The organism is Acidovorax sp. GW821-FHT10A04, assembly GCF_059415825.1.
In genome coordinates, this window is record NZ_JBWKNZ010000007.1 from 262,147 (window position 1) to 288,473 (window position 26,327).

Here is a 26,327-nt window from a genome sequence, read left to right on the forward strand (position 1 = left end):
ATGCGCAGTGGCGCATGCTGCGCCGCGCCATCTTGTCACTAGAATGCGCGCACACCATGCGCCGCCTGCTGCTCGTCTTTCTGCTGCTGTTCATGCCGCTCCAGTCCATCTGGGCCGCGGCATCGCCGTACTGCGGGCACGAGGCAGCGCCGCAGGCATCGCACTTCGGCCACCACGTGCACGAGCACCAGGCCGATGGCGCGCATGCAGCGCCTTCCCTGGCGAGCGAAACACCGGACCACAAGGGCCTCGCCACCTCCGGCACGGCGGACATGGACTGCCATGCCTGCCACGGCGCGGGCAGCGGCATGGCCTTGAGCGCGAGCGTCCAGGCCATCGTGGTCTCGGTGGGCCGTCCAGCGCCCCAGATGGCACCGGCCTGGGTGCACCCCCCGCTTTCCCGCCCCGAACGCCCCAACTGGTCCGTCCTCGCCTGAGCGGCGAGGCGGGCTGCGGGTAGCCCCTTCCTGACGATTCCACGCTGCCCTGGCGGGCAGCCGCGGCGCGCGCGTGCGTGCCGGGTGTCGTGCCTTGCCGATTTCAACCCCGTGGCCCGTAGCCACTGCAGAGGAATCGGATGCAACGAACGAGAAGAACGAATCACACCCCACGGCTGTGCATGGCGGCCGTGGTCGCCCTGGCGTGGGCGCTGGCCGGCAGTGCCGCGCTGGCCCAGTCACCACCGGCACCGCCACCGCTCACGCTCAAGGCCCTGTTCGACAGGGCCTGGGAGCGCCAGCCCGAGGCGCAGTCGGCCGCGCTGCGGCGCGAGTCGGCGCAGGCCGCGCGCAGCGGCGCGGCGTCCTGGACGGCCGAACCCGCGGCACTGGAGTTGTCCACCAAGAGCGACCGCCCCGGCAGCAACCAGGGCAGCCGCGAGGTCGAGCTGGGCGTGGCCCTGCCACTGTGGCTGCCTGGTGAGCGCGCACGCAAGGCCGCGCTGGGCGATGCCGAGATCAAGGCCGTGGAGAGCCGCCGCCTGGCCGCCCAGCTGCAGCTGGCCGCGAGCGTGCGCGAGGCCTGGTGGGCGCTGCAGCGTGCGCAGGCCGAGCTGGGCCTGGCGCAGGACCGGCTGCAGAGCGCGCAGCAGCTCGCAGCCGACGTGGCGCGCCGTTTCAAGGCCGGCGACATGGCCCGTGCCGACCAGACCCAGGCCGATGGCGCCGTGGCCCAGGCCGAGGCCGCCGTGGCCGAAGCCCTGGGGGCACGCGATGTCGCGCAGGCGGCCCTGGCGGCCTGGGGCGGCCAGGAGGTGCTGCCCGACGCTGCAGAGCCCGAGGCCGAAGCCTTGCCCGCGGCCGGCCTGCCCGCTGACCACCCGGCCGTCGCCGACTGGCAGGACCAGGCCGAGGTGGCGCGCCGCGCCGCCGACCTGGCCGCCGTGCAGACCCGTGCCAATCCCGAGCTGACCGTGGCTGCCACGCGCGGGCGCGAGCAATCGGGCGAGCGCTACCTGCAAAGCTTCACCGTCGGCGTGCGCGTGCCCCTGGGCGGCGGCGACCGTGCGCGCGCCAAGGAGGCCGCCGCACGCGCCGACGCACTCGACGCCGAAGTGCGCGCCCGCGTCGAGCAGGACCGGCTGGCTGCCGACGTGGCCGCTGCCACGGCGCGTGTGAAGGTCACCCAGGCCCAGCGCGAGGCCATGGCCCGCCATGCGGCACTGGCGCGTGACACGCGCGGTTTCATCGACAAGGCCTTCCGCCTGGGCGAGGCCGACTGGCCCACGCGCCTGCGCGTGGAACTCGAAGCCGTGCAGGCCGAGCGGCAGCTCGCGCGTGCCCGCATCGATGCTGCCGCCGCCGTCTCCACCTTGCGCCAGGCCCTGGGCCTGTTGCCGCAGTGAGCGCCCCGCCTCCCCCGAACCCATTTTTGTGACCACCATGCAATTCCCTTCTTTCTTTACCACCCTGGGCCTGGCCCTGGTGCTGGGGCTCACGCCCCTGTGGGCCCATGCCCATGGCGACGATGGCGCAGCGCCCGCCGCTGCGGCCGGCACGTCCCTGCCACGCTTTGCCGCCACCTCCGACCTGTTCGAGCTGGTTGGCGTGCTCGATGGCAAGCAGCTCGCGCTCTACCTCGACCATGCGGGCGACAACAGCCCCGTGAAGGAGGCGCAACTGGAGCTGGACATTGCCGGCACGCGCGTGCCCGTGACCCGCGTCGCCGAGGGCGAGTTCCAGGCTGCGCTGGCGGCACCGCTCGCAGAGGGCGTGAGCCCCGTCACCGCCACCGTGGTGGCCGGCTCCGAGACCGACCTGCTGGCTGGCGAGATCGATGTACACGCCGCAGCCCATGCGCATACCGAGCCCGTGGGCCGGAGCAACGCGCTGCTGGCCGGTGGCGTAGGCGCCGTGCTGCTGGCCCTGGCCGCCGTGTGGGGCCTGCGGCGTGGCCGCACCGCGCGCGTGGGAGGTGCAGCATGAAGCACTGCATTGCAACGCGCACCCTGGCGGCCTTGCTGCTGGCCGCCGGCCTGTACGCCCCGCTGGGCGCTGGGGCCGGCGAAGGCCATGACCATGGCGATGCCCCTGCGGCCGCCGACGGCAATGGCCCCAAGCGCCAGCCCGATGGCAGCGTGTTTCTGCCCAAGCCCGCGCAGCGCCAGCTCGGCGTGCGCACCCTGGTGGCGGCCGAAGGCCGCCATGCCAAGGCCTTCGAACTGGCCGGCACCGTGGTCATGGACCCGAATGCCGGCGGCAAGGTGCAGGCCGCGCTGGCCGGCCGGCTGGAGGCCGGGCCCAAGGGCCTGCCCGGTGTGGGCCAGGCGGTGCGCAAGGGCGAGGTGCTGGCCTATGTGGTGCCCACGGCGGGCGCCATCGAGCGCTCCAACCAGCTGGCCCAGCAGGCCGAGCTGCGCGCGGCGCGCGACCTGGCGGCACGGCGCGTGGCGCGCCTGAAAGAGCTGGCCGACACCGTGCCGCGCAAGGAGATCGAGGCGGCCGAGAGCGAGCTGCACAGCTTCACCCAGCGCCTGGGTGCAGTGGGTGCCGGCCTGTCCACGCGCGATGCGCTGGTGGCACCGGTCTCGGGTGTGATCGCCTCGGCCAATGCCGTGGCGGGCCAGGTGGTGGATGCGCGCGAGCTGCTGTTCGAGGTGGTGGACCCGGCGCGCCTGCGCGTGGAGGCCCTGGCCTACGACACGGCCCAGGCCCACAGCGTGGCCGGCGCCGCGCTGGCCGTGGGCGGGCAGCGCGTGCCGCTGCGCTTCCTCGGGGCGGCGCGCAGCCTGCGCGAGCAGGCGTTGCCGCTGCAGTTTGCCGGTGACTCAGCCGTGCTCGGCACTTTGGCCCTGGGCCAGCCGGTGCGCGTGTTCGTGCAGTCCACCGAGCAGGCCGCTGGTGTGCAGGTGCCCGTGGCTTCGCTGCTGCGCAACCCCGCGAACCAGACCATCGTCTGGATCAAGGAGTCGCCCGAGCGCTTCGTGCCGCGCGTGGTCACCTTCGTGCCGCTCGACGGCAGCTCGGTGGCCGTGACCTCGGGCCTCAAGGCCGGGGACCGCGTGGCCACGCAGGGCGCCACGCTGATCAACCAGGTCCGCTGAGGGAGCCGCAATGTTCAAGTGGCTACTCGAAAGCAGCCTGGCCAACCGGCTGCTGGTGCTCATCGCGGCGGGCGTGCTCATGGCCTATGGCGCCTTCACGCTCTCGCGCACGCCGGTGGACGTGTTCCCCGATCTCAACAAGCCCACGGTCACGCTGATGACCGAGGCCGGCGGCATGGCCGCCGAGGAGGTGGAGCAGCTCATCACCTTCCCGCTGGAGACGACCATGAACGGCCTGCCCGGCGTGGAGAGCGTGCGCTCCACCTCCAGCGCGGGCCTGTCCTTCATCTACGTCACCTTCGACTGGAGCACGGACATCTTCCGCGCGCGGCAGATGGTGTCCGAGCGCCTGTCGTCCATGGAGGAGGGGCTGCCCGTGGGCGTCACGCCGCGCATGGGGCCCATCAGCTCCATCATGGGCGAGATCATGCAGGTGGCGATCCCCATCGACGTGCAGCGCACCACGCCGATGGCCGTGCGCGAGTATGCCGACTGGGTGCTGCGCCCGCGCCTGCTGGCGATTGCCGGCGTGGCGCAGGTGATCCCCATCGGCGGTGAGGTGCGCCAGTTCCAGGTGCAGCCGCAGACGGCGCGCATGGCCGAGCTGGGCATCACGCACGACCAGCTCACAGGCGCGCTCAAGGGATTCTCGGCCAATACCTCGGGGGGCTTCCTGGAGCTCAACGGGCGCGAGTACCTGATCCGCCACCTGGGCCGCACCTCGCGCCTGGAAGACCTGCAGAACCTGGCCCTCACCGCGAAGAGCGGCCAGCCGGTGCTGCTGCGCCAGGTGGCCGAGGTGACCTTCGCCGCAGCCCTCAAGCGCGGCGACGCGGGCTTCGAGGGCAAGCCCGCCGTGATCCTCGGTATCCAGAAGCAGCCCACGGCCGACACCATCGCGCTCACGCGCAGTATCGAGGCGGCACTGGGCGAACTGAAGAAGTCGCTGCCCGCGGGCATGGAAACGCCGCGCGTCACCTTCCGCCAGGCGAGCTTCATCGAGGCCTCGGTCACCACCCTGCAGGGCAAGCTCATGGGCGCCTCGGTGTTCGTGGCGGTGATTCTGTTCGTGTTCCTGGGGACGCTCAGGCCCACGGTGATCGCGCTCACGGCCATTCCGGTGTCGATCTTCATCACGGCGCTGGTGTTCAAGTACTTCGGCCTGTCGATCAACACCATGACGCTGGGGGGGCTGGCCATTGCCATCGGAGGCCTGGTGGACGACGCGGTGGTGGACGTGGAGAACGTGCTGCGCCGCCTGAAGATGGACCGCGCCCGGCACCCCCAGCACCGGCTGCACCCGCTGGAGGTGGTCAAGCTCGCATCGATGGAAGTGCGCTCGGGCATCCTCTACGCCACGGCTATCATCGTGCTCGTGTTCCTGCCGCTGTTCGCGCTGCCGGGCATCGAGGGACGGCTGTTCGTGCCCCTGGGCATCGCCTTCATCGTCTCCACGATCGCGTCGCTGCTGGTGTCGGTCACGGTCACGCCGGTGCTGGCGTTCTACCTGCTGCCGCGCATGAAGAACCTGGACCATGGCGACACGCGCGTGGTGGCCTGGCTCAAGGCGCGCTACCGCGGCGGGCTCACCCGGGTGCTGGCGCGCCCGCGTGCCGCCATGGCGGTGAGCGCCGTGGCGGTGGTGCTGTCGGTGGCGGCGGTGCCGTTCTTTCCGACCACCTTTTTGCCGCCCTTCAACGAGGGCACGCTGCTCATCGGCATGCGCCTGAACCCGGGCGTGACGCTGGCCGAGTCGACCGCCCTGGCCAGCCAGGCCGAGGTGCTGGTGCGCCAGGTGCCGGAGGTCACGCACGTGGGCCGGCGCAGCGGCCGGGCCGAGCTCGATGAACATGCCGAGGGCGTGCACGTGAGCGAGCTCGACGTGGGCCTGCTGCCCGCGGTCGAGCTGAAACGCAGCATGGCCGAGGTGCAGGCCGACATCCGCAGCCGGCTGGCGCAGATGCCGGCTGCCATCGCCATCGGCCAGCCGATCTCGCACCGCATCGACCACATGCTCTCGGGCGTGCGCTCGCAGATCGCGATCAAGCTCTTCGGCGAGGACCTCGATACCCTGCGCGGCCAGGCCGATGCGTTGCGCGCGCGCCTGGCCAGCATCGACGGCCTGGCCGACCTGGAGGTGGAAAAGCAGGTGCTGGCACCGCAGATCACCGTGCGCGTGGACCACGCCGCGGCCGCCCAGTACGGCGTGCCCGCAGCGCAGGTGCTGGCCACGCTGCAGGGCCTGGTGGAGGGCGAGAAGCTCACGCAGATCGTGGAGGGCAGCCGCCGCTTTGCGCTGGTGGTGCGCCTGCCGGAGAGTGCGCGCTCGCTTGAAGGCCTGGCGCAGATCATGATTGAGACGCCGCGCGGGCGCGTGCCGCTGTCGCGCCTGGCCAGCATCGAGGACGGCGACGGCCCCAACCAGATCAGCCGCGACGATGGCAAGCGCCGCATCGTGCTCTCGGCCAATGCGCAGGGCAGGGCGCTGTCCGACGTGGTGGCCGACATCCGCAAGGTGGTGGGCGAGACGCGCCTGCCCGACGGCTACTTCATCACCCTGGGCGGCCAGTTCCAGGCGCAGGAGGAGGCCAGCCGTCTGGTGGGCATGCTCGCCGTGGTCTCGCTGGTGCTGATGTTCGTGGTGCTGTACACGCGCTACCGCTCGGCCACGCTGTCGGCCCTGATCATGGCCAACATCCCGCTGGCGCTGGTGGGCGCGGTGCTGGGGCTGTGGATCTCCGGGCAGCCGCTGTCGGTGGCGGCGCTGATCGGTTTCATCACGCTGGCCGGCATCTCGGTGCGCAACGGCATCCTGAAGGTCAGCCACTACCTGAACCTGATGCGCGTGGAGGGCGAGAACTTCGACACCGCGATGATCGTGCGCGGCTCGCTGGAGCGGCTCTCTCCCGTGCTCATGACGGCTCTGGTCACAGCCTTCGCGCTGGCGCCGCTGCTGCTGGAGGCCGAGCGCCCCGGCACCGAGATATTGCACCCGGTGGCGGTGGTGATCTTCTCGGGCCTGATCAGCTCGACCCTGCTCGACACCTTCCTCACCCCGGCCCTGTTCTGGCTGTTCGGCCGCCGCGATGCCGAGCGCCTGCTCGACGACCGGAGCGCCGAGGCGTTCTGACCTTTTTTCTCTCCGTTCCCCCAACCCTTGAAAGGACCTCCATGACAAGCAAGCATCTCCTGGCCGCGCTGGCGCTGGCCGTTTCGGGCGCCGCCTTCGCGGCCGGCGACCACAGCCATGGCGACGACCACAAGCCGCAGCATGGCGGCATCGTGGCCGGCACCCACGACATGGACTACGAGCTGGTGGCGCGGCCCGACGTGATCACCCTGCACCTGCGCGACCACGGCAAGCCGGCCAGTTCGCAGGGCGTGGGCGCCAGGCTCACGCTGCTCAACGGCACCGAAAAGTCCGAGGCCGTGCTGGTGCCGGCCGGCGAGGGCCGGCTCGAAGCCAAGGGCACGTTCAAGGTGGCGGCCGGCACCAAGGTGGTGGCGTTGGTGACCTTGCCGGGCAAGAAGCCCGCGAACCTGCGTTTTGCGCTGAAGTAAGCAGACACCCACGCCAGCCGGTGCGCAATCCGTCACGGAAGTGGCGCCCGGCGCATCGGCATGCACTGCGTGCGGCGCATGCCTGGCCTACCATGCCGGCATGCCTGCTTCCACCGACTTTGATTTCGCCGCGCTGGCCGAGGGCATCGCCCAGGCCAGCCGTGCCGCCCTGGCCGATATCTCCGGGCGCTGTGGCCCCGACGACCCCGTGTGCGCCTTCACCCTGTACACCGATGACGGCGCCATGACCGTCTGCCCGGCCCTGATCACCGAATCGCAGGTGCGCGAGCTCACCGAGCGCCATCCGGACGATGCCGGCTACTACCGCTACAGTTCCTCGGAATGGCCCCTGGAGGGCGAGGGCGCCAACGGCGCCTTCAATGACCTGTGCACGCTGGTGCGTGAGCACGTGCTGGCGCTGCCGGACGAGGGGGGCGATGCCGCCTTCACCGCCTTTCGCGCGCAACTGCTCGAAACCATGGTCCAGGTGCTGGAACGCCTGCGCCGTGAAGACCCGGCCTTCGCCCGTGAATCCCTGCTGCTGCAGGTCGCGGTCTCGGATGGCGACGAGCCTGCCGAGGCCCTGAACCAGTGGGTGGCCCGCCTGAACCCGCCGGCCCTGGCTGCCGGGTTCAAGGCCTGGACCGATTCCTGGGGTTGACGGCTGCCGCCGCCCCTGTCAATACACCAGCCGTTCGGGCCGGATCTCCTGCAGGATGGTGGTGGCGATCTCCTCGATCGACTTGGTGGTGGTGGACAGCCAGCGGATGCCTGCGCGGCGCATCATGGCCTCGGCTTCGGCCACCTCGTGGCGGCAGTTGACCAGGTCGGCGTACTTGGAGTTGGGCCGGCGCTCGTTGCGGATCTCGGACAGGCGCTCGGGCTGGATGGTCAGGCCGAAGATCTTCTTGCGGTGCGGCTCCAGCGCGGGTGGCAGTTGGCGGCGCTCGAAATCCTCGGGGATCAGCGGGTAGTTGGCGGCTTTCATGCCGTACTGCATGGCCAGGTAGAGGCTGGTGGGGGTCTTGCCGCTGCGGCTCACGCCCACCAGGATCACGTCGGCACCGGCCAGGTCACGGTTGCTCTGGCCGTCGTCGTGCGCCAGGCTGAAGTTGATGGCCTCGATGCGGTCGGTGTATTCCTTGCTGCGGCTCACGTCCGAGAAGCGGCCCACGCGGTGGTGGGACTTGATGCCCAGCTCCTCTTCCAGCGGGTGCACGAAGGTGCCGAACATGTCCAGAAGCATGCCCTTGCAGCCTTCCTGGATGACGCGCAGCACCTCCATGTTGACCAGCGTGGTGAAGACGATGGGCTTCTTGCCCTCGATCTCGGCCGTGTGGTTGATCTGGCGCACCGTCTGGTGCGCCTTGTCCACGCTGTCGATGAAGGGCAGGCGCACATGGCGCGGTTTCATCTCGAACTGGGCCAGGATGGCGTTGCCGAAGGTTTCCGCGGTGATGCCGGTGCCGTCCGAGACGAAGAATACGGTGCGCGTGTGCATGGTGCAGGGTCGTTGGTGGGGAAGTCGTGGTGCCGGGACTACAGGCATCGTAAGCAGGTTCCTGCATGTTCCCGGCGCGGCAGGCCTACAATTGTGTCAATTATCCAAATTTCTCAACCATGCACGCCGTCGGCACACAACCACAACGACAAAGCCTGATGAGCCTGTGCATGGCCGCTCGCCCCACGGTGCCCCTTGGTAGGGGCGGGCGCGCAGACGACCCGGTTTCAACTTCTGGAGCTTTCCCATGTCTGCACTTTTCAGCCCGACCGCCCTGGTCGTACCGTTTGAAAACCTGAGAATGACCGATGTCGAGTCGGTGGGCGGTAAAAACGCCTCCCTCGGCGAAATGATCTCCCAACTGCCCGAGGGCGTGCGCGTCCCGACCGGCTTTGCCACCACGGCACACGCCTTCCGCGAATTCCTGGCCCACGACGGCCTAGCCGACAAGATCAGCGCCAAGCTCGCCAGCCTGGACACCGAGGACGTGCGCGCCCTGGCCCGCGTGGGTGCGGAAATCCGTGCCCTGGTCGAGGCCCAGCCCTTCCCGGCCGACCTGCAAAAAGCCATCGGCGAAGCCTTCGCCACCCTGTCCGCGGGCAACCCGCAGGCCAGCTTTGCCGTGCGCTCGTCCGCCACGGCCGAGGATTTGCCCGACGCCTCGTTCGCCGGCCAGCAGGAGACCTTCCTGAACGTGGTGGGCATCGACGACGTGCTGCACAAGATGAAGGAGGTGTTCGCCTCCCTGTACAACGACCGCGCCATCTCCTACCGCGTGCACAAGGGCTTCGCGCACGACGTGGTGGCCCTGTCGGCCGGCGTGCAGCGCATGGTGCGCTCGGACCTGGGCGCTGCGGGCGTGATGTTCACCATCGACACCGAGTCGGGCTTCGAAGAGGTGGTTTTCATCACCAGCAGCTACGGCCTGGGCGAGACCGTGGTGCAGGGCGCCGTGAACCCGGACGAGTTCTACGTGCACAAGCCCACCCTCAAGGCCGGCAAGAAGGCCGTGATCCGCCGCAACCTGGGCAGCAAGCTGGTGCAGATGGTGTTCTCCAGCGCCGAGGAAAAGGCCGCGTCGGGAAAGCTGGTCAAGACCACCGACGTGCCCACCGAGCAGCGCAACCGCTACTCGCTGAGCGACGCCGACGTGCAGCAGCTGGCGCATTACGCGCTGGTGATCGAGCAGCACTATGGCCGCCCGATGGACATCGAATGGGGCAAGGACGGCACCGACGGCCTGCTCTACATCCTGCAGGCCCGCCCCGAGACGGTGAAGAGCCAGTCCAAGGGCCAGGCCGAGATGCGCTACAAGCTCAAGGGCCAGGGCACCGTGCTGGCCGAAGGCCGCGCCATCGGCCAGAAGATCGGCACCGGCCCCGTGCGCCTGGTGCACAACATTGCCGAGATGGACAAGGTCCAGCCCGGCGACGTGCTGGTGACCGACATGACCGACCCCAACTGGGAGCCGGTGATGAAGCGTGCCAGCGCCATCGTCACCAACCGCGGCGGGCGCACCTGCCACGCCGCCATCATCGCGCGCGAGCTGGGCATCCCGGCCGTGGTGGGCTGCGGTGACGCGACCGAGCTGCTCAAGGACGGCACCCTGGTCACCGTGAGCTGCTCCGAAGGCGACACCGGCCGCATCTACGACGGCCTGCTGGAAACCGAGATCACCGAGGTGCAGCGCGGCGAGATGCCAAGCATCAAGACCAAGATCATGATGAACGTGGGCAACCCCCAGCTGGCCTTCGACTTCTGCCAGCTGCCCAATGAGGGCGTGGGCCTGGCGCGGCTCGAGTTCATCATCAACAACAACATCGGCGTGCACCCCAAGGCCATCCTGGACTACCCGCAGATCGATGCCGACCTGAAGAAGGCCGTGGAGTCGGTGGCCCGCGGCCATGCCAGCCCCCGCGCCTTCTACGTGGACAAGGTCGCCGAAGGCGTGGCCACCATCGCTGCGGCGTTCTACCCCAAGCCGGTGATCGTGCGCCTGTCGGACTTCAAGAGCAACGAGTACCGCAAGCTCATCGGCGGCAGCCGCTACGAGCCCGAGGAAGAGAACCCGATGCTGGGCTTCCGCGGTGCAGCGCGCTATCTGAGCGCCGACTTCGGCGAGGCCTTCGCCATGGAGTGCGAAGCCTTGAAGCGCGTGCGCAACGAGATGGGCCTGACCAATGTGCAGGTGATGGTGCCCTTCGTGCGCACCCTGGGCCAGGCAGAACGCGTGACGCAACTGCTGGCCCAGCACGGCCTGCAGCGCGGCAAGGACGACCTCAAGGTCATCATGATGTGCGAGGTGCCGAGCAACGCCATCCTGGCCGAGCGCTTTCTGGAGTTCTTCGACGGCTTCTCCATCGGCTCCAACGACCTGACCCAGCTCACCCTGGGCCTGGACCGCGACTCGGGCCTGGAACTGCTGGCGCACGACTTCGACGAGCGCGACCCTGCCGTGCTGGCGCTGATTCACCAGGCCATCAAGGCCTGCCTGGCCCAGGGCAAGTACATCGGTATCTGCGGCCAGGGCCCCAGCGACCACCCTGACTTCGCGCAGTGGCTGGCTGCCGAGGGCATCTCCTCCATCTCGCTGAACCCCGACAGCGTGATGGCCACCTGGCAGCAACTGGCCGCAGGCTGAGGCCTTGCGCGCACGGGCATCTCAGCGCCATCCTGGCTGACCCGATGCCCGTGCTGCCCCGCTCCCCCATCAAGCCTGCCGAGCCCGAGCTCGCAGGCCCTTTTCCGCCCGACCTGCACGATGTGCGCCACCTGTGGCTCAAGGCCGGGTTGTTGCTGATCTGGGTGCTGGTGTCCTTCGTGGCCACCTACTTTGCGCGCGACCTGCAGTTCCTGGTGGCTGGCGGCTGGCCGCTGGGCTACTGGATCGAGGCCCAGGGCGCGGTGCTGGTGTTCATTGCCATCGTGGTTGCCTACGCCTGGGCCATGAACCGCTTCGAGCGCCAGGACGAGGAGCGCCGCCTGCTGGAGCAGGCCGCGGCCGCCCGGGCTGCCGAGGACGGCCAACCACTGGACGCGGCCTGACGCCATGCGCAGGCAAGAAGGCGGCTCTGCGGGCGCATCCCCCTCCGGCGCCGGGCCGGGGATGGGACCCAGTGCCGTCGAGAGGGCCTATTCCTGGCGCCTGCACCGCATCCTGGCGCTGTACATCGCCGGGGTGTTCGGCTTTCTGGCCCTGATGATCTGGGCCGAGCACCAGGGGCTGTCGCGCCACTGGATCGGGCCGATCTTCCTGTTCCTCACCGTCATGGTGTACGCCGGCATCGGCGTCTATGGCCGCACCTCGGATCCCGAGGAGTACTACGTGGCCGGGCGGCGCATCCCGCCCATGTACAACGGCATGGCGGCCGCGGCCGACTGGATGAGCGCGGCCTCGTTCATCAGCCTCTCGGGCGCGCTGTACCTGCAGGGCTTTGCGGGCACGCCCGGCCAGCCTGGCGGGCTGGCCTACCTGCTGGGCTGGACGGGCGGCTTTTGCCTGGTGGCGATGCTGATCGCGCCGCACCTGCGCGCCATGGGCCTGTACACTGTGCCCGATTTCTTCCACGTGCGCTTTGGCGGCCGCTGGCCGCGCGTGATCGCGGCGTTGGCCGCGGTGCTGTGCTCGTTCACTTACGTGGTGGCGCAGATCTACGGCGTGGGGCTGATCGCCTCGCGCCTGACGGGCGTGCAGTTCGAGATCGGCATCATGCTCGGCCTGGGCGGGGTGCTGCTGTGCTCGTTCCTGGGCGGCATGCGCGCCATCACCTGGACGCAGGTGGCGCAGTACGTGGTGCTGCTGCTGGCCTTTCTGATCCCCGTGTCCTGGCTGGCCTACAAGCAACTGGGCAGCCCGCTGGCGCCCCTGGTGTATGGCACGCAGATCACCAAGATCGCCGACCTGGAGGCGCAACTGCTCGACTCGCCCGCCGAGCAGCAGGTGGTGCAGGTCTACCGCCTGCGCGCGCAGGAGTTCGAGGAGCGCCTGAAGGACGTGGAGGCGGCCCTGGAGCGCGAACGCGAGAAGGGCCGCGAACGCATCCGCACGCTGCGTGCGCAGAACGCCGACGTGGGCCTGATCGTGCTGGCCAGCCGCGACCTGGCGGCGCTGCCGCGCGACCCGGCCGCCGCGCGCGAGCGCTGGACGCGCGAGATGCACGAGAACAACGAGCGCGCGCGGCCCCTGGGCGGCCTGCCGCAGCACAGCCAGGCCTTTGCCGGCGACCCCGACGGCACGCCCGAGGAGCAGCGTGAGTTCGATCTGAGCCGGCGCAACTTCATGGCGCTGATGTTCTGCCTGATGGTGGGCACGGCCGGGCTGCCGCACCTGCTCACGCGCTACTACACCTCGCCCACGGTGTCGGGGGCGCGGGCCTCGGTGGGCTGGTCGCTGTTCTTCATTGCCCTTCTGTACCTGAGTGCGCCCGCGCTCGCGGTGCTGGTGAAGTTCGAGGTCATGCACAACCTGGTGGGCAGCAGCTTCGAGGCGCTGCCCAACTGGATGGCGCAGTGGGCGCGGGTGGATGCCTCGCTGCTGTCGATCGAGGACGTCAATGGCGACGGCATCGTGCAGTTCGGCGAGATCCGCCTGGGGGCCGACCTCATCATGCTGGCCACGCCCGAGCTCGGTGGTCTGCCCTATGTGGTCTCGGGCCTGGTGGCGGCGGGCGGGCTGGCGGCAGCGCTGTCCACGGCGGACGGGCTGCTGCTGACCATCAGCAACGCGCTGGTGCGCGATCTGTATTTCCAGGGCTCGGACCGCGAGGCTTCGCCCGAGCAGCGCGTGATCCTGACCAAGTTCGCGCTGCTGGCGGTGGCGCTGTCGGCGGCCTTCGTGGCGGCGCTCAAGCCGGCCGAGATCCTGCCCATGGTCTCGGCCTCGTTCTCGCTCGCGGCATCGGCCTTCGTGCCGGTGATGGTGCTCGGGATCTTCTGGCGCGGCACCACGCGCCAGGGCGCCGTGGCGAGCATGCTCTCGGGCCTCGGGGTGGCGGTGTACTACATGCTCTCGCACGTGGTGGCCGTGAAGGCGCTGCTGCCGGCCTGGCTGCTGGCCGACGGGCTGTGGTTCGGCATCCAGCCGATCTCGGCCGGGGTGTTCGGGGTGCCGATGGGCTTGCTGGTGGCGCTGGTGGTCAGCCGCGTCACGCGGCCCGCGCCGCAGCTGCCGCGCGTCCGGTCGGAGATGTAACAGGGCCTCCCGGCTGCGCCCGAGGCGGTGCAAATCGGTACCGCCTGAAGGGACATGGAAAAACCCGACTTCTCAAGCGTCCCCAAACGTGACACCCTGTAACCCATGCTGCACGGCGAGCCTGGTGAGTGCCCGGCAGCCGCATGCAGCCCACAGTGGGCCATTTCAATAACGGGGGGATACATGGTTCTGGTCAAGACGCAGGCGGGGCAGGAAGCGCTCAAGGACCGCCATGGTGGGTTGACCTCGCGGCAGCGTTCTGCCTTCATCATGTTCGATGGCAAGCGCTCCACGGGCGAGGTGCTGGCGGCCACGGCGGCCATGGGCATCACGCAGGACGATGTGCAGGCCATGATTGCCCAGGGCCTGCTGGAGCCGCTGTCGAGCAGCGGCGCCGGGGCCGCGGTGGCTGCTGCAGCCGCCGCCAAGGGGAGCGGGCAGGCCGTGGCAGCCGCGGCTGCCGCCGCTGCGTCCAGCACCTCGTTCGAGGCCACGGTGGCGATGGAGGCCATCCAGGGCAGTGGGCGCTCCGAGCAGCAGCGCTACAAGGACGCCTATCCCATCGCGACGGAGCTCACGGCCGGCCTCGGCCTTCGGGGCTTTCGCCTGAACCTGGCGGTGGAGGGGGTGGGCAGCTTTTCGGACCTGGCCGCACTGGCCCCCAAGATCCGCGAGGCCGTGGGCGATGCCAAGTTCGCACGGCTGGACAAGGCGCTTTTTGACTGAGGCCGGCGGCAGGCGGCCATGAAGAAAGCGGCCCGTGGGCCGCTTTGTCGTTGTTGCCAGGGGGCGCTGAAATCAGCGGCCGACCTTGAGCAGTTCCACGTCGAACTTGAGCGTGGCGTTCGGCGGGATCACGCCGCCGGCGCCGCGGGCACCGTAGCCCAGGGCTGCGGGGATGATCAGCGTGCGCTGGCCGCCGATCTTCATGCCCTGCACGCCTTCGTCCCAGCCCTTGATGACCATGCCGGCACCCAGCGAGAACTCGAAGGGGTCGTTGCGGTCGCGGCTGGAGTCGAACTTGGCGCCTTGTTCGCCGTTGTTGTAGAGCCAGCCGGTGTAGTGCACAGATACGTTCTGGCCCTTGGTGGCTTCTGCGCCGTCGCCCACGGTGGTGTCTTCGTACTGCAGGCCGGATGCGGTGGTGGTGAGCGCCATGAAAATCCTTGTTGGCTTGTGGAGGGAGAGCAGGGGGCCGTTGCGGCGCAATCGGTCACTGCCGGTTGAAAGGTGCGCCCGATTTTACGCGGCAGGCTTCTTGACCCGGCTGGCCACCCAGCGCGTGGCAAAGGCCTGCACGTCGCTCAGGCGCTTGAGCAGGTCGGTGCCCGAGGGGGTGACGGTATAGCCGTCGCTGCCGTGGTCGACCAGGCCGGCCTCGCGCAGCTCCTTGATGCGGGTGTTGAGCGTGTTGGGGGTGATGCCGCCCACGCTGTCCTGCAGCAGGCGGAAGGTCTGGGGGTGTCCGTCACGCAGGGCCCAGAGCACACGCAGCGCATAGCGGCATTCCAGCCGCTCGAACAGCTGGTTGATGGCGAAATTTTCCTTGGAGCTCATGCAAGCTTCTCCTCGCGCGGTGTGTATGGAAAACAGTGGCGGCCCGCCGGACACTGCCCGCAAGACGCTGCGAATATAGCTTGGAAACGATTTTGCTACAAGTTTAATAGCTCTGAATGCAGCACTGATATAAGCAAACCCCGTTAACCACGGGCCTTTTTTGCGAAGTGTTGCGGCACTGCCACGGCGGGGCGGAACGGGTAGCATTCCGGCCGTCGGGCATGTCGCCTCGCGAGGAATCCATGGAATACAAGCACCTGCACGAGGCCAACCGGTTGTCCTGGAACGCAGCCACCCGTGCCCACAACCGCCACAAGGGCGACCAGGCCGCGTTTTTCCGGGCCGGCGGCTCGCCGCTGTTCCCTGAGGAGACCGCGCTGCTGGGCGATCTGCACGGCCAGGCCGTGCTGCACCTGCAGTGCAATGCGGGGCAGGACAGCCTGGGCCTCGCCCGCCTGGGCGCGCGGGTGACCGGCGTGGACATTTCGGACGAGGCGATTGCCTTTGCACGGGCGCTGTCCGAGGCCAGCGGCATCGCCGCCGGGTTCGTGCGCTCGGATGTGTACGACTACTTCGACGGGCTGGCGGCTGCGCAAGGGCCGGGCGGGGCTTTCGACACCGTGTTCAGCTCCTACGGCACCATCTGCTGGCTGTCGGACCTAGCGCGCTGGGCGCGGGGCATTGCCGGGGCGCTGCGCCCGGGCGGGCGCTTCGTCTTTGTGGAATTCCACCCCGCGGCCCTGGTGTTCGACCCGCAATGGCGGCCCCGCTACGACTACTTCAACGACGCGCCGGTGCCCGAGGCCGGCGTGGGCGACTATGTGGGCGAGACCCAGCAGGCGCGCGAAGGGGAGGGGTCGGGAGCGCCCGAGGCCTTCTCCAACCCCCACCCCTGCCACGAGTTCGCCTGGGGCATCGGCCGCGTGGTGGCGGCGTTGCTGGGCGCGGGCCTGCGGATCGAGGCCCTGGAGGAATACCCTTACATGAACGGCTGGTGCGCCTTCGAGGGCATGCAGGACCTGGGCGGCCGGCGCTGGGGCATGCCGCCGGGCATGGCGCGCATGCCGCTGATGTACTCCCTGGTCGCGCGCCGGCCGGAAAGCCCCTAAGCACGCGCCGCCAGGTGGTCCACCAGCAGGCGGGCGGCCGGGGTGAGGCCGTCCGGCCCGCGCCAGCAAAGGGCAAAGCGCCGGTCGGCCCAGGGATCGGACAGGTCGACGATGCGCACCGGCGCGGTTTCGGCGAAGGGCGCGGCCACCTCGCGCGGCACCACGCTGATGGCCAGGTTGGCGCGCACCACGCGCAGCGCGGCGTCGAAGTTGGAGACCTGTACCCGGTGCGCCAGGGCCTTGCCCTCCACGGCGGCGGCGCGGGTCAGCAGCAGCTGCACGGCGCTCAGCGCCGGCATGCTCACGAATTCGTGCCCCAGCACGTCGGCGAAGCGCACGCTCGCCTGCTGCGCCACCGGGTGGCTGGCATGGGCCACGATGGCCAGGTGGTCATGCCGGTAGCTGCAGGTGGCCAGGCCCGTGAGGTCGGCCGCGTCCCAGCAGATGCCGATGGAGGCGCTGCCCTCGCGGATGCCGCGCACCACGTCGGGGCTCACTCGCTCCTCCATGCTGATCTGGATGTCGCGGTGCGCCGGGTTTTGCAGAAAGGCCGCCACGTCCTCGGCCAGCGATTCGGCCATCACCGAGGCCGTGGCCAGCACGCGCACATGGCCCTTGATGCCGGTGGCAAAGGCGGCCATGTCGCGCTCGATCCGGCCCACGCTGGCGAGCATGGCGCGCGCATGCTCGAGCAGGGTTTCGCCCGCCGGCGTGGGCGCCATGCCGTGGCGCTTGCGCACCAAGAGCGGCGTGCCCACCGTGTCTTCGAGTTGCGCCAGCCGCTTGCTCACGGCCGAGCCGACGATGGACTCCTGCTCGGCCGCACGCGCAATGTTGCGGTGCTCGCAGACGGCCACGAAGAGTTTCAGCGTTTGCAGGTCGAGCGGTCGCATGCGGTCAGAGTTCAGATATTCCGATCAGGAATTTTAGGTGTTCCTAAATTGAGTTCATGTGGCGTGGTGGAATTTTTAAAATTCACCCACCCCATGACCACCGCGAGAAACACCGTGAACCCCCAGCCCACCACCGCCATCCTCCGCGAGGTCGGCCTGCGCGATGGCCTGCAGAGCATTGCCACCATCGTCTCCACCGCGCACAAGATCGAATGGCTGGACGCCGCCTATGCGGCCGGCCAGCGCGAGATCGAGGTCGGCTCCTTCGTGCCTGCACGCCTCTTGCCCCAGCTGGCCGATACGGCCGAGGTGCTGGCGCATGCGCTCACGCTGCCGGGCCTCAAGGCCTCGGTGCTGGTGCCCAACCTTCGGGGGGCCGAGCGTGCCATCGGGTGCGGCGCCCACCTGATGGTGGTGCCGCTGTCGGCCAGCCATGCGCACAGCCTGGCCAACCTGCGCAAGACGCCCGACGAGGTGGTGGCCGAGGTGGCGCGCATCCGCGCCGCACGCGATGCCGCGGGATCGCGCACGTTGATCGAAGGCGGCGTGGGTACGGCCTTTGGCTGCACCCTGCAGGGCGAGGTGGCCGAGAGCGAGGTGCTGCGCCTCCTGCAGGCCCTGCTCGATGCCGGTGCCGACCGCGTGAGCCTGGCCGACACCGTGGGCTATGCCGACCCGGCGGGCGTGCGGCGCCTGTTCGAGAAAGCCCGGGCCCTGGTGGGCGAACGCCTGGCCTGCGCGCACTTCCACGACACGCGCGGCATGGGCCTGGCCAATGCGTACGCGGCCTGGCAGACGGGCATCACCCGCTTCGATGCCTGCCTGGCCGGCATCGGTGGCTGCCCGCACGCGCCGGGCGCCAGCGGCAACGTCACCACCGAGGACCTGGCCTTCATGCTCGAACGCATGGGGGTGGCCACTGGCCTCGACGTGGCCGCGCTGCTGGCCCTGCGCCAGCGGGTGGCGGGCTGGCTGGCCGGCGAGACCCTGCACGGCACGCTGTGGCAGGCCGGGCTTCCCCGCACCCGCGCAGCCACTGCGGCCCTGGCCTGAACCGTTTATCGTCCTGCCCCATGAATGCTTCCCTGAACCACACTGCTGCTTCCCCTTCTTCATCCGCGCCTGCCGCATTGCCCCTGGCCGGCCTGCGCGTGGTGGAGTTCACCCACATGGTCATGGGCCCCACCTGCGGCATGGTGCTGGCCGACCTGGGGGCCGAGGTCATCAAGGTCGAACCGGTGGATGGCGACCGCACGCGCCACCTGCTGGGCGCCGGTGCCGGCTTCTTCCCCATGTTCAACCGCAACAAGAAGAGCATTGCGCTGGACCTGCGCACGCCCGAGGGGCTGGAGGTGGCCATCCGCCTGGCCTCGTCGGCCGACGTGGTGGCGCAGAACTTCAAGCCCGGCGTGATGGCCAAGTACGGGCTCGACTACACCGCCCTGTCGCGCCTGAACGAGCGCCTGGTCTACGTGAACCACGCGGGCTTCCTGCCCGGACCGTACGAACACCGCACGGCCCTCGACGAGGTGGTGCAGATGATGGGCGGCCTGGCCTACATGACCGGGCGCCCGGGCGATCCGCTGCGCGCGGGCACCAGCGTCAACGACATCATGGGCGGCATGTTCGGCGCCATCGGCGCCATGGCGGCACTGATGCAGCGCGCGGCCACGGGGCGCGGCCAGGAGGTCGATTCGGCGTTGTTCGAGAACAATGTCTTCCTGGTCGGCCAGCACATGATGCAGTACGCCGTCACGGGCCAACCCGCCGCGCCCATGCCCGACCGCATTTCCTCGTGGGCCGTGTACGACGTGTTCAGCGTGAAGGACGGCGGGCAGATATTCCTGGCCGCCGTGAGCGATGCGCAGTGGACCACCTTCTGCGACGCCATGGGCTATGCCGACCTCAAGACCGACGCCGGCCTGGCCAGCAACAACGACCGCGTGCGCGCCCGCGCCACGCTGCTGCCCGAGCTGCGCCAGCGCCTGGCGCTGCACACGGCCGAGGAGCTGTCGGCCATCTTCGAGCGCCACGGCCTGCCGTTCGCGCCCATCATGCGGCCCGAGCAGCTGTTCGACGACCCGCACCTGAACGCGACTGGCGGCCTGGCCGACATCACGCTGCCCGACGGCGAGCGTGCCGGCAGCACGGCGCGCGTGACCCTCTTGCCGCTGCGCCTGGATGGCCAGCGCCTGCCGGTACGCGCCGACCCACCCCGGCTGGGCCAGCACACGGCCGAACTGCTCGCCGGCCTGGGCTACACGCCGGCCCAGGTGCAGGCCCTTCAGGAAGCCGCCGCCGTGGCTTGATCTTTTCCCGCTCCCGCTCGGGCCTGAACGCGGCGGCAGTCTGCGTGTCCCGGGTGGTCCTCACATTTCTGGAGACAAGACCATGCCATCGACACCCACGCACTCCCGCCGCCGCGCCCTGGCCTGGGGCGCTGCAACCCTCGCGGTCCCCGGCCTCGCGCTGGCCCAGTTGGGCGACAAGCCCCTGCGCATCATCCTGCCGCTGTCGGCCGGCTCGGGCGCGGACGGTGCCATCCGGGCCATCAGCACCAGCCTGGCCAAGGCACTGGTGCAGCCGGTGGTGATCGAGAACCTGCCCGGTGCTGGCGGCATCACCGGCACCACGCAGCTGGTGCGCGCGCCCAAGGACGGTTCGGTGATCGGCGTGGTGTCCAACAACCATGTGGTCAACCCCAGCGTCTACAAGAACATCCCCTTCGACTCCATCGAGGACATCACGCCCCTCACCATCATCGGCGCCACGCCCTTCGTGCTGGTGGCGCACCCGGCAGTGCCGGCGAAGAACGTGAAGGAGCTGATCGCGCTGGCCAAGGCCAAGCCGGGCGTGCTGAACTACGGCTCGTCGGGCAATGGCACCATCCTGCACCTGGGTGCAGCCATGTTTGTGGAGCAGGCGCAGCTCGATATCAAGCACATCCCGTACAAGGGCATGGGCCCGCTGATGAACGACATCCTGGGGGGGCAGGTGCAGCTCGGCGTGGTGGCGGTGGCACCGGCGGCCGCGCACATCAAGGCCGGCACGCTGCGTGCCCTGGGCGTGAGCACGGCCACGCGCGTGCCCTCGCTGCCCGATGTGCCCACCATCGCCGAGCAAGGTCTGCCGCGCTACGAACTCGACGGCTGGATCGCCGCCGTGGCGCCGGCCGGCATCCCCAAGGCCGAGGTGGCACGCCTGGTCACCGGCTTCAGGAATGCCCTGGCCATGCCCGAGGCGCGCGATGCGCTGATCGCCCAGGGCTACGAGATCAGGCTCAGCACGCCCGAGGTCTCCGCCGCCTTCATGCGCAGCGAGCTGGCGCGCATGGCCCAGGTGGTGAAGAACGCGCACGTGACCATGGACTGATCGGCGCCCGCCACCGTGCGCTGCTGCCTCAGAACGTGTAGCGCATATTGAGGTTGAAGCTGCGCGGCGCGCCCCAGGTGTAGTGCAGGCTGCCGAAGTTGGTGACGCCCGAGAGATACTTCTTGTCGAACAGGTTGTTGATGTTGGCGCCCACGCTCAGGTGGCGGTTCACCTGGTAGCGGGCCATCAGGTCCACCAGCCAGTATGACTTCTGCGACAGCGCCGCGGCGTCGTTGCGGGTGGACGTCTCGCTTTGCCAGCGCGTGGCCGCGCCCACCGTCAGGCCCTGCAGCGCGCTGCCTCCCAGGCGGTAGGTGGTGCCCAGCTTGAACTGGTGCTTGGGGTGCTGGCTGGCACTGGTCAGGCTGCTGCTTTGCGTCACGTAGCTGCCCTGGGCTTGCCAGCCCTTGGCGATCTCGCCGGAAAGCTCGACCTCCCAGCCGCGCCGCGTGGCTCCTGTCACGGCGCGGTAGGCCATGTCGCCCGATGGGGTGAGGTTGCCGGTTTCCTCTGCGGTGTTGTCGGTCTTCATCCAGAAGTGGCTGATGCTGGCGTTCAGGCGCTTGTCGAAGAACTCGCCCTTGGCGCCGACTTCGTAGGTCACGCCTTTCTCGGGCGGCAGGGCGCGGCCCTGCTCGTCCTGGCCGCTCTGCGCCTCGAAGATGTTGGTGGTGCTGCCGTACAGCGAGACATTCGGTTGCACGTCGAACACCAGGCCCGCATAGGGCGTGACCACGCCGTGTTCCTTGAGGTCGTAGTTCCACCAGAAGGGCGTGGTGTCGCGCTGCGCATAGTCGGTCACGCGCACGCCGGTGATCAGCTTGAGCGGGTCGGCCAGGTGAAAGCGCCCTGCCGCATAGGCGTAGTGCTGCTTGCGCGAGAACAGGTTGGCGCCATAGGTGTAGCGGCTCCAGTCGGGCGTGGGAATCTGCGCGCCGCCATCGGCGTAGGCCAGGCCCAGGCTGGTGAGCGGCACGCGCACGCTGTTGCTGGTCTGCATTTCGCCGCGGTAGCGCGCCGTGCCCGCACCCATCAGCAGCTCATGCTTGCGGCCGAAGAGCTCGATGGGGCCCTTCACATCCAGGTTCACCGTCCAGTTGCGGTTGTCGATGTCCTGGTAGGGCGCGGTGGCGATGCTGTTGCGGTCGTACAGGTAGCCCAGCAGCATGTCGTCCATCTGCACGCTCTGGTGCGAGAACTGCAGCTTTGCCGACCAGTCGGCGGCAAAGCGGTGCTCCACGCTGCCGAAGACATTGAGCGATTCCTGCTCATAGCCGGCCCAGGGCGCGCCGGGGTTGAAGGAGCGCGGCAACCAGGCAACTGCTTCGCCCGTGCTGGTGGTGCGCTGGATGGGCTGGGTGCTGCCCATGCCGCGCAGCTCGCGCCGGCGCAAGGTGAAGCCGCCGTTGACGGTGGTCTGGGGCCCGATGTCCGCCTCCAGCGCGCCGAACAGCATCTGGCTGTTGCTCTTCTCATGATCGCGGAACGAATCGGCGTCCGATGCCGAGGCCACGATGCGCCCGCGCAGGCTGCCGCTGGCGTTGAGCGGGCCACTCACGTCGACGTCGCTGCGCAGGGTGTTCCAGCTGCCGGCGCTGGCGCCCACGTGTGCCTGGAACTCGGCCGTGGGCCGCTTGCGCACCATGTTGACGGTGGCGCCCGCGCTGCCATAGCCGTTGACCAGGCCCGAGGAGCCCTTGAGCACCTCGACGCGGTCGATCTCGGCCATGTCGTCCAGCGCGAACATGGTGCTGGTGAAGTAGTACCAGCCGCTGGTGAGCTGGCGCACGCCATCGGTCTGCAGGTTGACGCTGGAGCCGCGCGCCTGGAAGTCGGTGGCGTTGCCCTGGCGGTAGGTGCTGATGCCGGGCGTCTGCTCCATCACGTCGGTCAGCGTTTCCAGCTGGAAGTCGTCCATGCGCTGGCGCGTCATCACGCTGACGGACTGCGGTGTTTCGCGCAGCGAGAGTGCCAGGCCCGTGGCGGTGCCGCTGGGCCCGCGCGCGGTGTAGCTGCCTGTGCCCTCGGTGGTGGCATCGCTGCGCGGTGCCTCGGCCGTCACGCGCACTTCGGACAGGGTGACGCTGCCGGCGGGTGCCGCTGCACCGGCTGTTCCCGGCGATGGGGTGGGAATGGGGGCCCGGCGCAGGGTGTAGGTGCCGTTGTCGGCCACCACGGCCTGCAGGCCGGTGCCCACCAGCAGGGCGGCCAGCGCCTGGGCCGGTGTGTGGCTGCCCTGCAGGCCCGGGCTGCTGCGGCCCAGCACCAGGTCCGGCGTGTAGGCCAGCAGCACCCCCGAGGCCTTGGCAAAGGCCGTGAGCGCGGGCTCCAGCGGGCCGGCGGGGATGCCGTAGCTGGTGCTGCGGTTGGCCTGCGCGGCCTGCTGCTGCGCCTGCGCAGGGGCGGGCAGGGCCACGCTGGCGAGCAGTGCGCTGGCCAGCGTGGCCGCCAGCACGGCCGTGGGGCGCAGGGTGAAGAGGGTCGGGCAGGCGGTCGGGCGGGCAGCGGGGTGCCGGGGTGCGGTGGGCATGGTGGTCGGATGGAAGGTGAGAGGAAAGAAATGCGCTATTCCCTCCCTTGTCACGCGAGCGCGTGAAAGGTACAGACCCGGTGCAAAAAAAAGCAGCGTCCGATGCCGGGCTCAACCCCGGCCGTGCGGCGGGGCGCCTATGCGCACCCAGTAGCGCACGGGGATGCGCACTTCGACGGGCAGCACCTGGGCCAGTGACTGCAGGATGCGGTCCGTGTCCGCCAGCGGGAACACGCCCGACAGGCGCAGGTGTGCCACCTCGGGAGCCACGCTGACCATGCCGCCGCGGTAGCGCTGCAATTCGGCCGCGAAGTTCGCCAGCCGCATGTCGGAGGCCACCAGTACACCTTCGGGCCAGGCGGGTTCCACCGGGCCCGCGCTTGGTGCGGTGGCGGCACGGGGGGTGAGCCGCGCCGACTGGCCGGCATCGACGCGCACGGTGGCGTCCGGCCTGTCCAGGGGGCTCAGCTCCACTGCGCCTTCATACACGGCGACCTCGCTGGCCCCACCGTCGTGCCGCACGGTGAAGCGGGTCCCCAGCGCGCGGATGTGCCCAGCGGGCGTGTCCACCACGAACGGGCGGGGCGGTTGGGCGGCACCGTCGTGCGCCGTGGTGACGAGTACCTCGCCCTCGCGCAGGTGCAGGCGGCGCAGGCCCGCGGTGTAGCGCACGTCCAGCGCACTGCCGGTGTTGAGTACGATGCGCGTGCCGTCCGGCAGGGTGGTGCTGCGCTGCTCGCCCCGGGCCGTGCGCAGGTCGGCACCCCAGCCGCGCCAGGGCAGTTGTTCGTAGCCCAGCCAGGCGGCAATGCCCCCGGCGGCCAGGCCGCCGATGCCGCGCAGCGCATGGCGCCGGCGCGGCGATGCGGGGCCGGCCAGCGTGCTCACAGCGGTGGCGGCCGTCACCATGCCGGCCGTGCTGCGTCCGCGCAGGCGCGTGTCGGTGGCCTCGATCTGCTGCCAGGCCTGCTCGTGCTGCGGGTGGGCGGCGCGCCAGCGTTGCCAGTCGGCCCGGCTCTCGGCCGTGGCCGTGCCGGACCACAGGTGCACCAGCCATTGCACCGCGGCATCCACGACGGGGGCGGGCAGGGCTGTGCCGGTGTGCGGCGGCGGGTGGGCGCTCATGCGCCCGCCCCTGGAAAGTAGCAGTGCCGTATGGCGCGCGCCATGTACTGCTTGACCGAGCTGAGCGAAACGCCCATGCGCTCGGCAATCTCGGCATAGGGCATGCCGTCGAGCTGCGCCCAGAGGAAGGCGGTGCGCACCTTGGACGGCAGGCCGTCGAGGATGGCGTCGATCTCCTGCAGCGTTTCGAGCACGATGGCGCGGTCCTCGGGCGAGGGCGCCAGGGGCTGGGGCATGTGGGCCAGCGTTTCGAGGTAGGCGCGCTCGATCTCGCGGTGGCGCAGGTGGTTGGCCACCACGCGCTTGGCCACGGTGGTCAGGAAGGCGCGCGGCTCGCGGATGTCGGCCAGCACGGTGCGCGACTCGATCACGCGCAGGTAGGTGTCCTGGGCGAAGTCGGCCGCATCGTCCGCATGGCCCAGGCGCCGCAGCAGCCAGCTGCGCAGCCAGCCGTGGTGCTGTACGTAGAGGTCGGTCAGCGCGTGCGGGAAGGACATGGGGATAGAGCGGCGGTGTCCGCCGCGTGGCGACCGGAAGTGAAAAGCACAGGAATGATAACTATTCTTGTTTTGCTTCATTCCAAGACGGCCCTTGAGGTCAGATGGAGGCCAGCCAATCCCTTGACTTCTCAAGGTAAAGATTGTGCAAATGCAAATGGTTGTCATTCTCTGAAACTAGAATGTCGGCTTCGCATCTGGCGCACCCGTCTTCCTGCAAGGCAATCCGCGCGTACCCCTCCAGGAATGAACAAACCACAGGACAACCGGCGCCGGTCATACTGGCTCAAGACGCTGCACGAATGGCACTGGGTCAGCTCGGCCATGTGCCTCATCGGCATGCTGCTGTTCGCGGTGACCGGTTTCACGCTCAACCATGCCGGGCAGATCGAGGCCAAGCCCAGGGTGGTGAGCCAGCAGGCCACGTTGCCCGATGCGCTGCTCACCACGCTCAAGGCCGCACCGCCACCGCCCAAGGACCGAGGGCCGCTGCCTGCCGCGCTGCAGGATTGGGCGCGCACACAGTGGTCGGTGGACGCGGCGGGGCGCGAGGCCGAATGGTCGGCCGATGAGGTCTATGTCTCGCTGCCGCGCCCCGGCGGCGATGCCTGGCTGCGCGTGAACCTGGCCGACGGCGAGGCCGAGTACGAGCGCACCGACCGCGGCTGGATCTCCTACCTCAACGACCTGCACAAGGGCCGCAACACGGGCGCTGCCTGGAGCTGGTTCATCGACATCTTCGCCGCCGCCTGCCTGGTGTTCACGGTCACCGGCCTGTTCATCCTCAAGATGCACGCGGGCAACCGCCCCTTCACCTGGCCCATGGTGGGCATGGGGCTGGTGATACCGGTGGTGCTGGCGCTCCTGTTTATCCACTGAACCGAAAGAAACGAAAAATGCCTGTGACGAAGCATTTGCACCTGCGCTACAGCATGGCGCTGGGCGCCTGCCTGGGGGCCCCGGCCTTCGCGGCCGGACTGGGCGTGGGCGTGGAGATCCCGCGCCTGGACGTGGCCGAGTACCACCGCCCTTACGTGGCGATGTGGGTCGAGCGTGCCGACAACTCGGTGGCCTCCACCCTGGCCGTCTGGTACGACGTGAAGATGAAGAACGACGAGGGCGCCAAGTGGCTCAAGGACCTGCGCCAATGGTGGCGCCGCACTGGTCGTGACCTGGCCGTGCCCATCGACGGCGTGACCAGCCCCACGCGCCCCGTGGGCAAGCACCAGGTGGCCTTCAACGAAGGCACCAAGCAACTGGCCACGCTGCCCGCCGGCAGCTACAAGCTGGTGGTCGAGGCCTCGCGCGAGGTCGGCGGCCGCGAACTGGTGACGATCCCCTTCACCTGGCCCGCCGCCAAGGCCCAGCAGCTGAGCGCCAAGGGCAGCAGCGAGCTCGGCGAGGTCACCCTCGACCTCAAGCCCTGACAGCATCACCCCCCCATACCCGG

Annotated in this window: 24 protein-coding genes; 17 read left to right on the top strand and 7 right to left on the bottom strand. The window is 69.4% G+C overall.

The features are described 5' to 3' along the window. Window positions 1–56: 56 nt before the first annotated feature. The 7 genes from AC07PF_RS17030 to AC07PF_RS17060 all read left to right on the top strand — a co-directional run bounded on the left by AC07PF_RS17030 (window position 57) and on the right by AC07PF_RS17060 (window position 7,763). Entirely contained in the window at window positions 57–437 is a 381-nt protein-coding gene (locus AC07PF_RS17030) for a hypothetical protein (protein ID WP_494612644.1), read from the top strand. Between the two features lie 182 nt (window positions 438–619). Further along, window positions 620–1,843: a TolC family protein gene (locus AC07PF_RS17035; protein ID WP_494612645.1), complete on the top strand. Its 1,224-nt coding sequence runs from the start codon at window positions 620–622 to the stop codon at window positions 1,841–1,843. Window positions 1,844–1,880: 37 nt separating this feature from the next. Continuing rightward, window positions 1,881–2,423 carry a hypothetical protein gene (locus AC07PF_RS17040; protein ID WP_494612646.1) on the top strand — a complete coding sequence of 181 codons (543 nt, stop codon included), beginning with the start codon at window positions 1,881–1,883 and terminating at the stop codon, window positions 2,421–2,423. Then, window positions 2,420–3,541 carry an efflux RND transporter periplasmic adaptor subunit gene (locus tag AC07PF_RS17045; RefSeq protein ID WP_007854704.1) on the top strand — a complete coding sequence of 374 codons (1,122 nt, stop codon included), beginning with the start codon at window positions 2,420–2,422 and terminating at the stop codon, window positions 3,539–3,541. Before AC07PF_RS17040 ends, AC07PF_RS17045 begins: the two co-directional genes overlap by 4 nt. A 10-nt stretch (window positions 3,542–3,551) precedes the next feature. Then, the gene (locus tag AC07PF_RS17050; RefSeq protein ID WP_494612647.1) at window positions 3,552–6,671 is read left to right on the top strand and encodes an efflux RND transporter permease subunit; all 3,120 of its coding nucleotides are present in this window, start codon (window positions 3,552–3,554) and stop codon (window positions 6,669–6,671) included. A 41-nt stretch (window positions 6,672–6,712) separates the two neighbouring features. Continuing rightward, window positions 6,713–7,102, top strand: coding sequence for a hypothetical protein (locus AC07PF_RS17055; RefSeq protein WP_494612648.1), 390 nt, complete (start codon window positions 6,713–6,715; stop codon window positions 7,100–7,102). Between the two features lie 100 nt (window positions 7,103–7,202). After that, window positions 7,203–7,763 carry a DUF4303 domain-containing protein gene (locus AC07PF_RS17060; protein WP_494612649.1) on the top strand — a complete coding sequence of 187 codons (561 nt, stop codon included), beginning with the start codon at window positions 7,203–7,205 and terminating at the stop codon, window positions 7,761–7,763. A gap of 18 nt (window positions 7,764–7,781) precedes the next feature. Here the strand turns inward: AC07PF_RS17060 and ppsR are convergent, their stop codons facing one another. Then, window positions 7,782–8,603 (bottom strand): posphoenolpyruvate synthetase regulatory kinase/phosphorylase PpsR, encoded by an 822-nt coding sequence (ppsR, locus tag AC07PF_RS17065; protein ID WP_494612650.1) that lies wholly within the window; start codon window positions 8,601–8,603, stop codon window positions 7,782–7,784. A 247-nt stretch (window positions 8,604–8,850) separates the two neighbouring features. Between ppsR and ppsA the strand changes: the two genes are divergently transcribed. From ppsA to AC07PF_RS17085, 4 genes are all read left to right on the top strand, one after another. Beyond that, entirely contained in the window at window positions 8,851–11,244 is a 2,394-nt protein-coding gene (ppsA, locus tag AC07PF_RS17070) for a phosphoenolpyruvate synthase (RefSeq protein ID WP_494612651.1), read from the top strand. Between the two features lie 44 nt (window positions 11,245–11,288). After that, entirely contained in the window at window positions 11,289–11,648 is a 360-nt protein-coding gene (locus tag AC07PF_RS17075; protein ID WP_494612652.1) for a DUF4212 domain-containing protein, read from the top strand. Window positions 11,649–11,709: 61 nt separating this feature from the next. Further along, window positions 11,710–13,794 carry a VC_2705 family sodium/solute symporter gene (locus tag AC07PF_RS17080; protein ID WP_494612653.1) on the top strand — a complete coding sequence of 695 codons (2,085 nt, stop codon included), beginning with the start codon at window positions 11,710–11,712 and terminating at the stop codon, window positions 13,792–13,794. 183 nt (window positions 13,795–13,977) lie between these two features. Then, window positions 13,978–14,520 (top strand): hypothetical protein, encoded by a 543-nt coding sequence (locus tag AC07PF_RS17085; protein WP_108016337.1) that lies wholly within the window; start codon window positions 13,978–13,980, stop codon window positions 14,518–14,520. Between the two features lie 72 nt (window positions 14,521–14,592). On the opposite strand, the gene AC07PF_RS17090 is transcribed toward AC07PF_RS17085, so the two are convergent. Together AC07PF_RS17090 and AC07PF_RS17095 are read right to left on the bottom strand one after the other, a co-directional pair. Continuing rightward, entirely contained in the window at window positions 14,593–14,952 is a 360-nt protein-coding gene (locus AC07PF_RS17090; RefSeq protein WP_007857699.1) for an FKBP-type peptidyl-prolyl cis-trans isomerase, read from the bottom strand. An 84-nt stretch (window positions 14,953–15,036) separates the two neighbouring features. Then, on the bottom strand, window positions 15,037–15,351 hold the full coding sequence (locus AC07PF_RS17095) for a winged helix-turn-helix transcriptional regulator (protein ID WP_007857697.1): 315 nt from the start codon (window positions 15,349–15,351) through the stop codon (window positions 15,037–15,039). 242 nt (window positions 15,352–15,593) lie between these two features. Between AC07PF_RS17095 and AC07PF_RS17100 the strand changes: the two genes are divergently transcribed. Beyond that, window positions 15,594–16,460, top strand: coding sequence for a class I SAM-dependent methyltransferase (locus AC07PF_RS17100; RefSeq protein ID WP_494612654.1), 867 nt, complete (start codon window positions 15,594–15,596; stop codon window positions 16,458–16,460). On the opposite strand, the gene AC07PF_RS17105 is transcribed toward AC07PF_RS17100, so the two are convergent. After that, window positions 16,457–17,353 (bottom strand): LysR family transcriptional regulator, encoded by an 897-nt coding sequence (locus tag AC07PF_RS17105; RefSeq protein WP_494612655.1) that lies wholly within the window; start codon window positions 17,351–17,353, stop codon window positions 16,457–16,459. The two genes, AC07PF_RS17100 and AC07PF_RS17105, sit on opposite strands and share 4 nt — an antisense overlap. Window positions 17,354–17,446: 93 nt before the next feature. Between AC07PF_RS17105 and AC07PF_RS17110 the strand changes: the two genes are divergently transcribed. The 3 genes from AC07PF_RS17110 (at window position 17,447) to AC07PF_RS17120 (ending at window position 20,725) form a co-directional block, all read left to right on the top strand. After that, the gene (locus AC07PF_RS17110) at window positions 17,447–18,406 is read left to right on the top strand and encodes a hydroxymethylglutaryl-CoA lyase (protein ID WP_494612656.1); all 960 of its coding nucleotides are present in this window, start codon (window positions 17,447–17,449) and stop codon (window positions 18,404–18,406) included. 20 nt (window positions 18,407–18,426) lie between these two features. Next, entirely contained in the window at window positions 18,427–19,662 is a 1,236-nt protein-coding gene (locus AC07PF_RS17115) for a CaiB/BaiF CoA transferase family protein (RefSeq protein ID WP_494612657.1), read from the top strand. A gap of 82 nt (window positions 19,663–19,744) precedes the next feature. Next, window positions 19,745–20,725 (top strand): Bug family tripartite tricarboxylate transporter substrate binding protein, encoded by a 981-nt coding sequence (locus AC07PF_RS17120; protein WP_494612658.1) that lies wholly within the window; start codon window positions 19,745–19,747, stop codon window positions 20,723–20,725. A gap of 28 nt (window positions 20,726–20,753) precedes the next feature. Here the strand turns inward: AC07PF_RS17120 and AC07PF_RS17125 are convergent, their stop codons facing one another. The 3 genes from AC07PF_RS17125 to AC07PF_RS17135 form a co-directional block, all read right to left on the bottom strand. Beyond that, window positions 20,754–23,255, bottom strand: a complete 2,502-nt coding sequence (locus tag AC07PF_RS17125; protein ID WP_494612659.1) for a TonB-dependent siderophore receptor — start codon at window positions 23,253–23,255, stop codon at window positions 20,754–20,756. A gap of 111 nt (window positions 23,256–23,366) precedes the next feature. Continuing rightward, window positions 23,367–24,380 (bottom strand): FecR domain-containing protein, encoded by a 1,014-nt coding sequence (locus AC07PF_RS17130; protein WP_494612660.1) that lies wholly within the window; start codon window positions 24,378–24,380, stop codon window positions 23,367–23,369. Continuing rightward, on the bottom strand, window positions 24,377–24,877 hold the full coding sequence (locus tag AC07PF_RS17135; RefSeq protein WP_494612661.1) for a sigma-70 family RNA polymerase sigma factor: 501 nt from the start codon (window positions 24,875–24,877) through the stop codon (window positions 24,377–24,379). The genes AC07PF_RS17130 and AC07PF_RS17135 overlap by 4 nt, the downstream gene beginning before the upstream one ends. 246 nt (window positions 24,878–25,123) lie before the next feature. On the opposite strand from AC07PF_RS17135, the gene AC07PF_RS17140 reads away from it, so the two are divergent. Both AC07PF_RS17140 and AC07PF_RS17145 read left to right on the top strand, forming a co-directional pair. Further along, complete coding sequence (locus AC07PF_RS17140) at window positions 25,124–25,756, top strand: PepSY-associated TM helix domain-containing protein (protein WP_494612662.1); 633 nt, start codon at window positions 25,124–25,126, stop codon at window positions 25,754–25,756. 17 nt (window positions 25,757–25,773) lie between these two features. Continuing rightward, a complete protein-coding gene (locus AC07PF_RS17145) occupies window positions 25,774–26,304 on the top strand; it encodes a DUF2271 domain-containing protein (protein ID WP_494609335.1) in 531 nt (176 codons plus the stop codon). The last annotated feature ends 23 nt before the right edge of the window (window positions 26,305–26,327 follow it).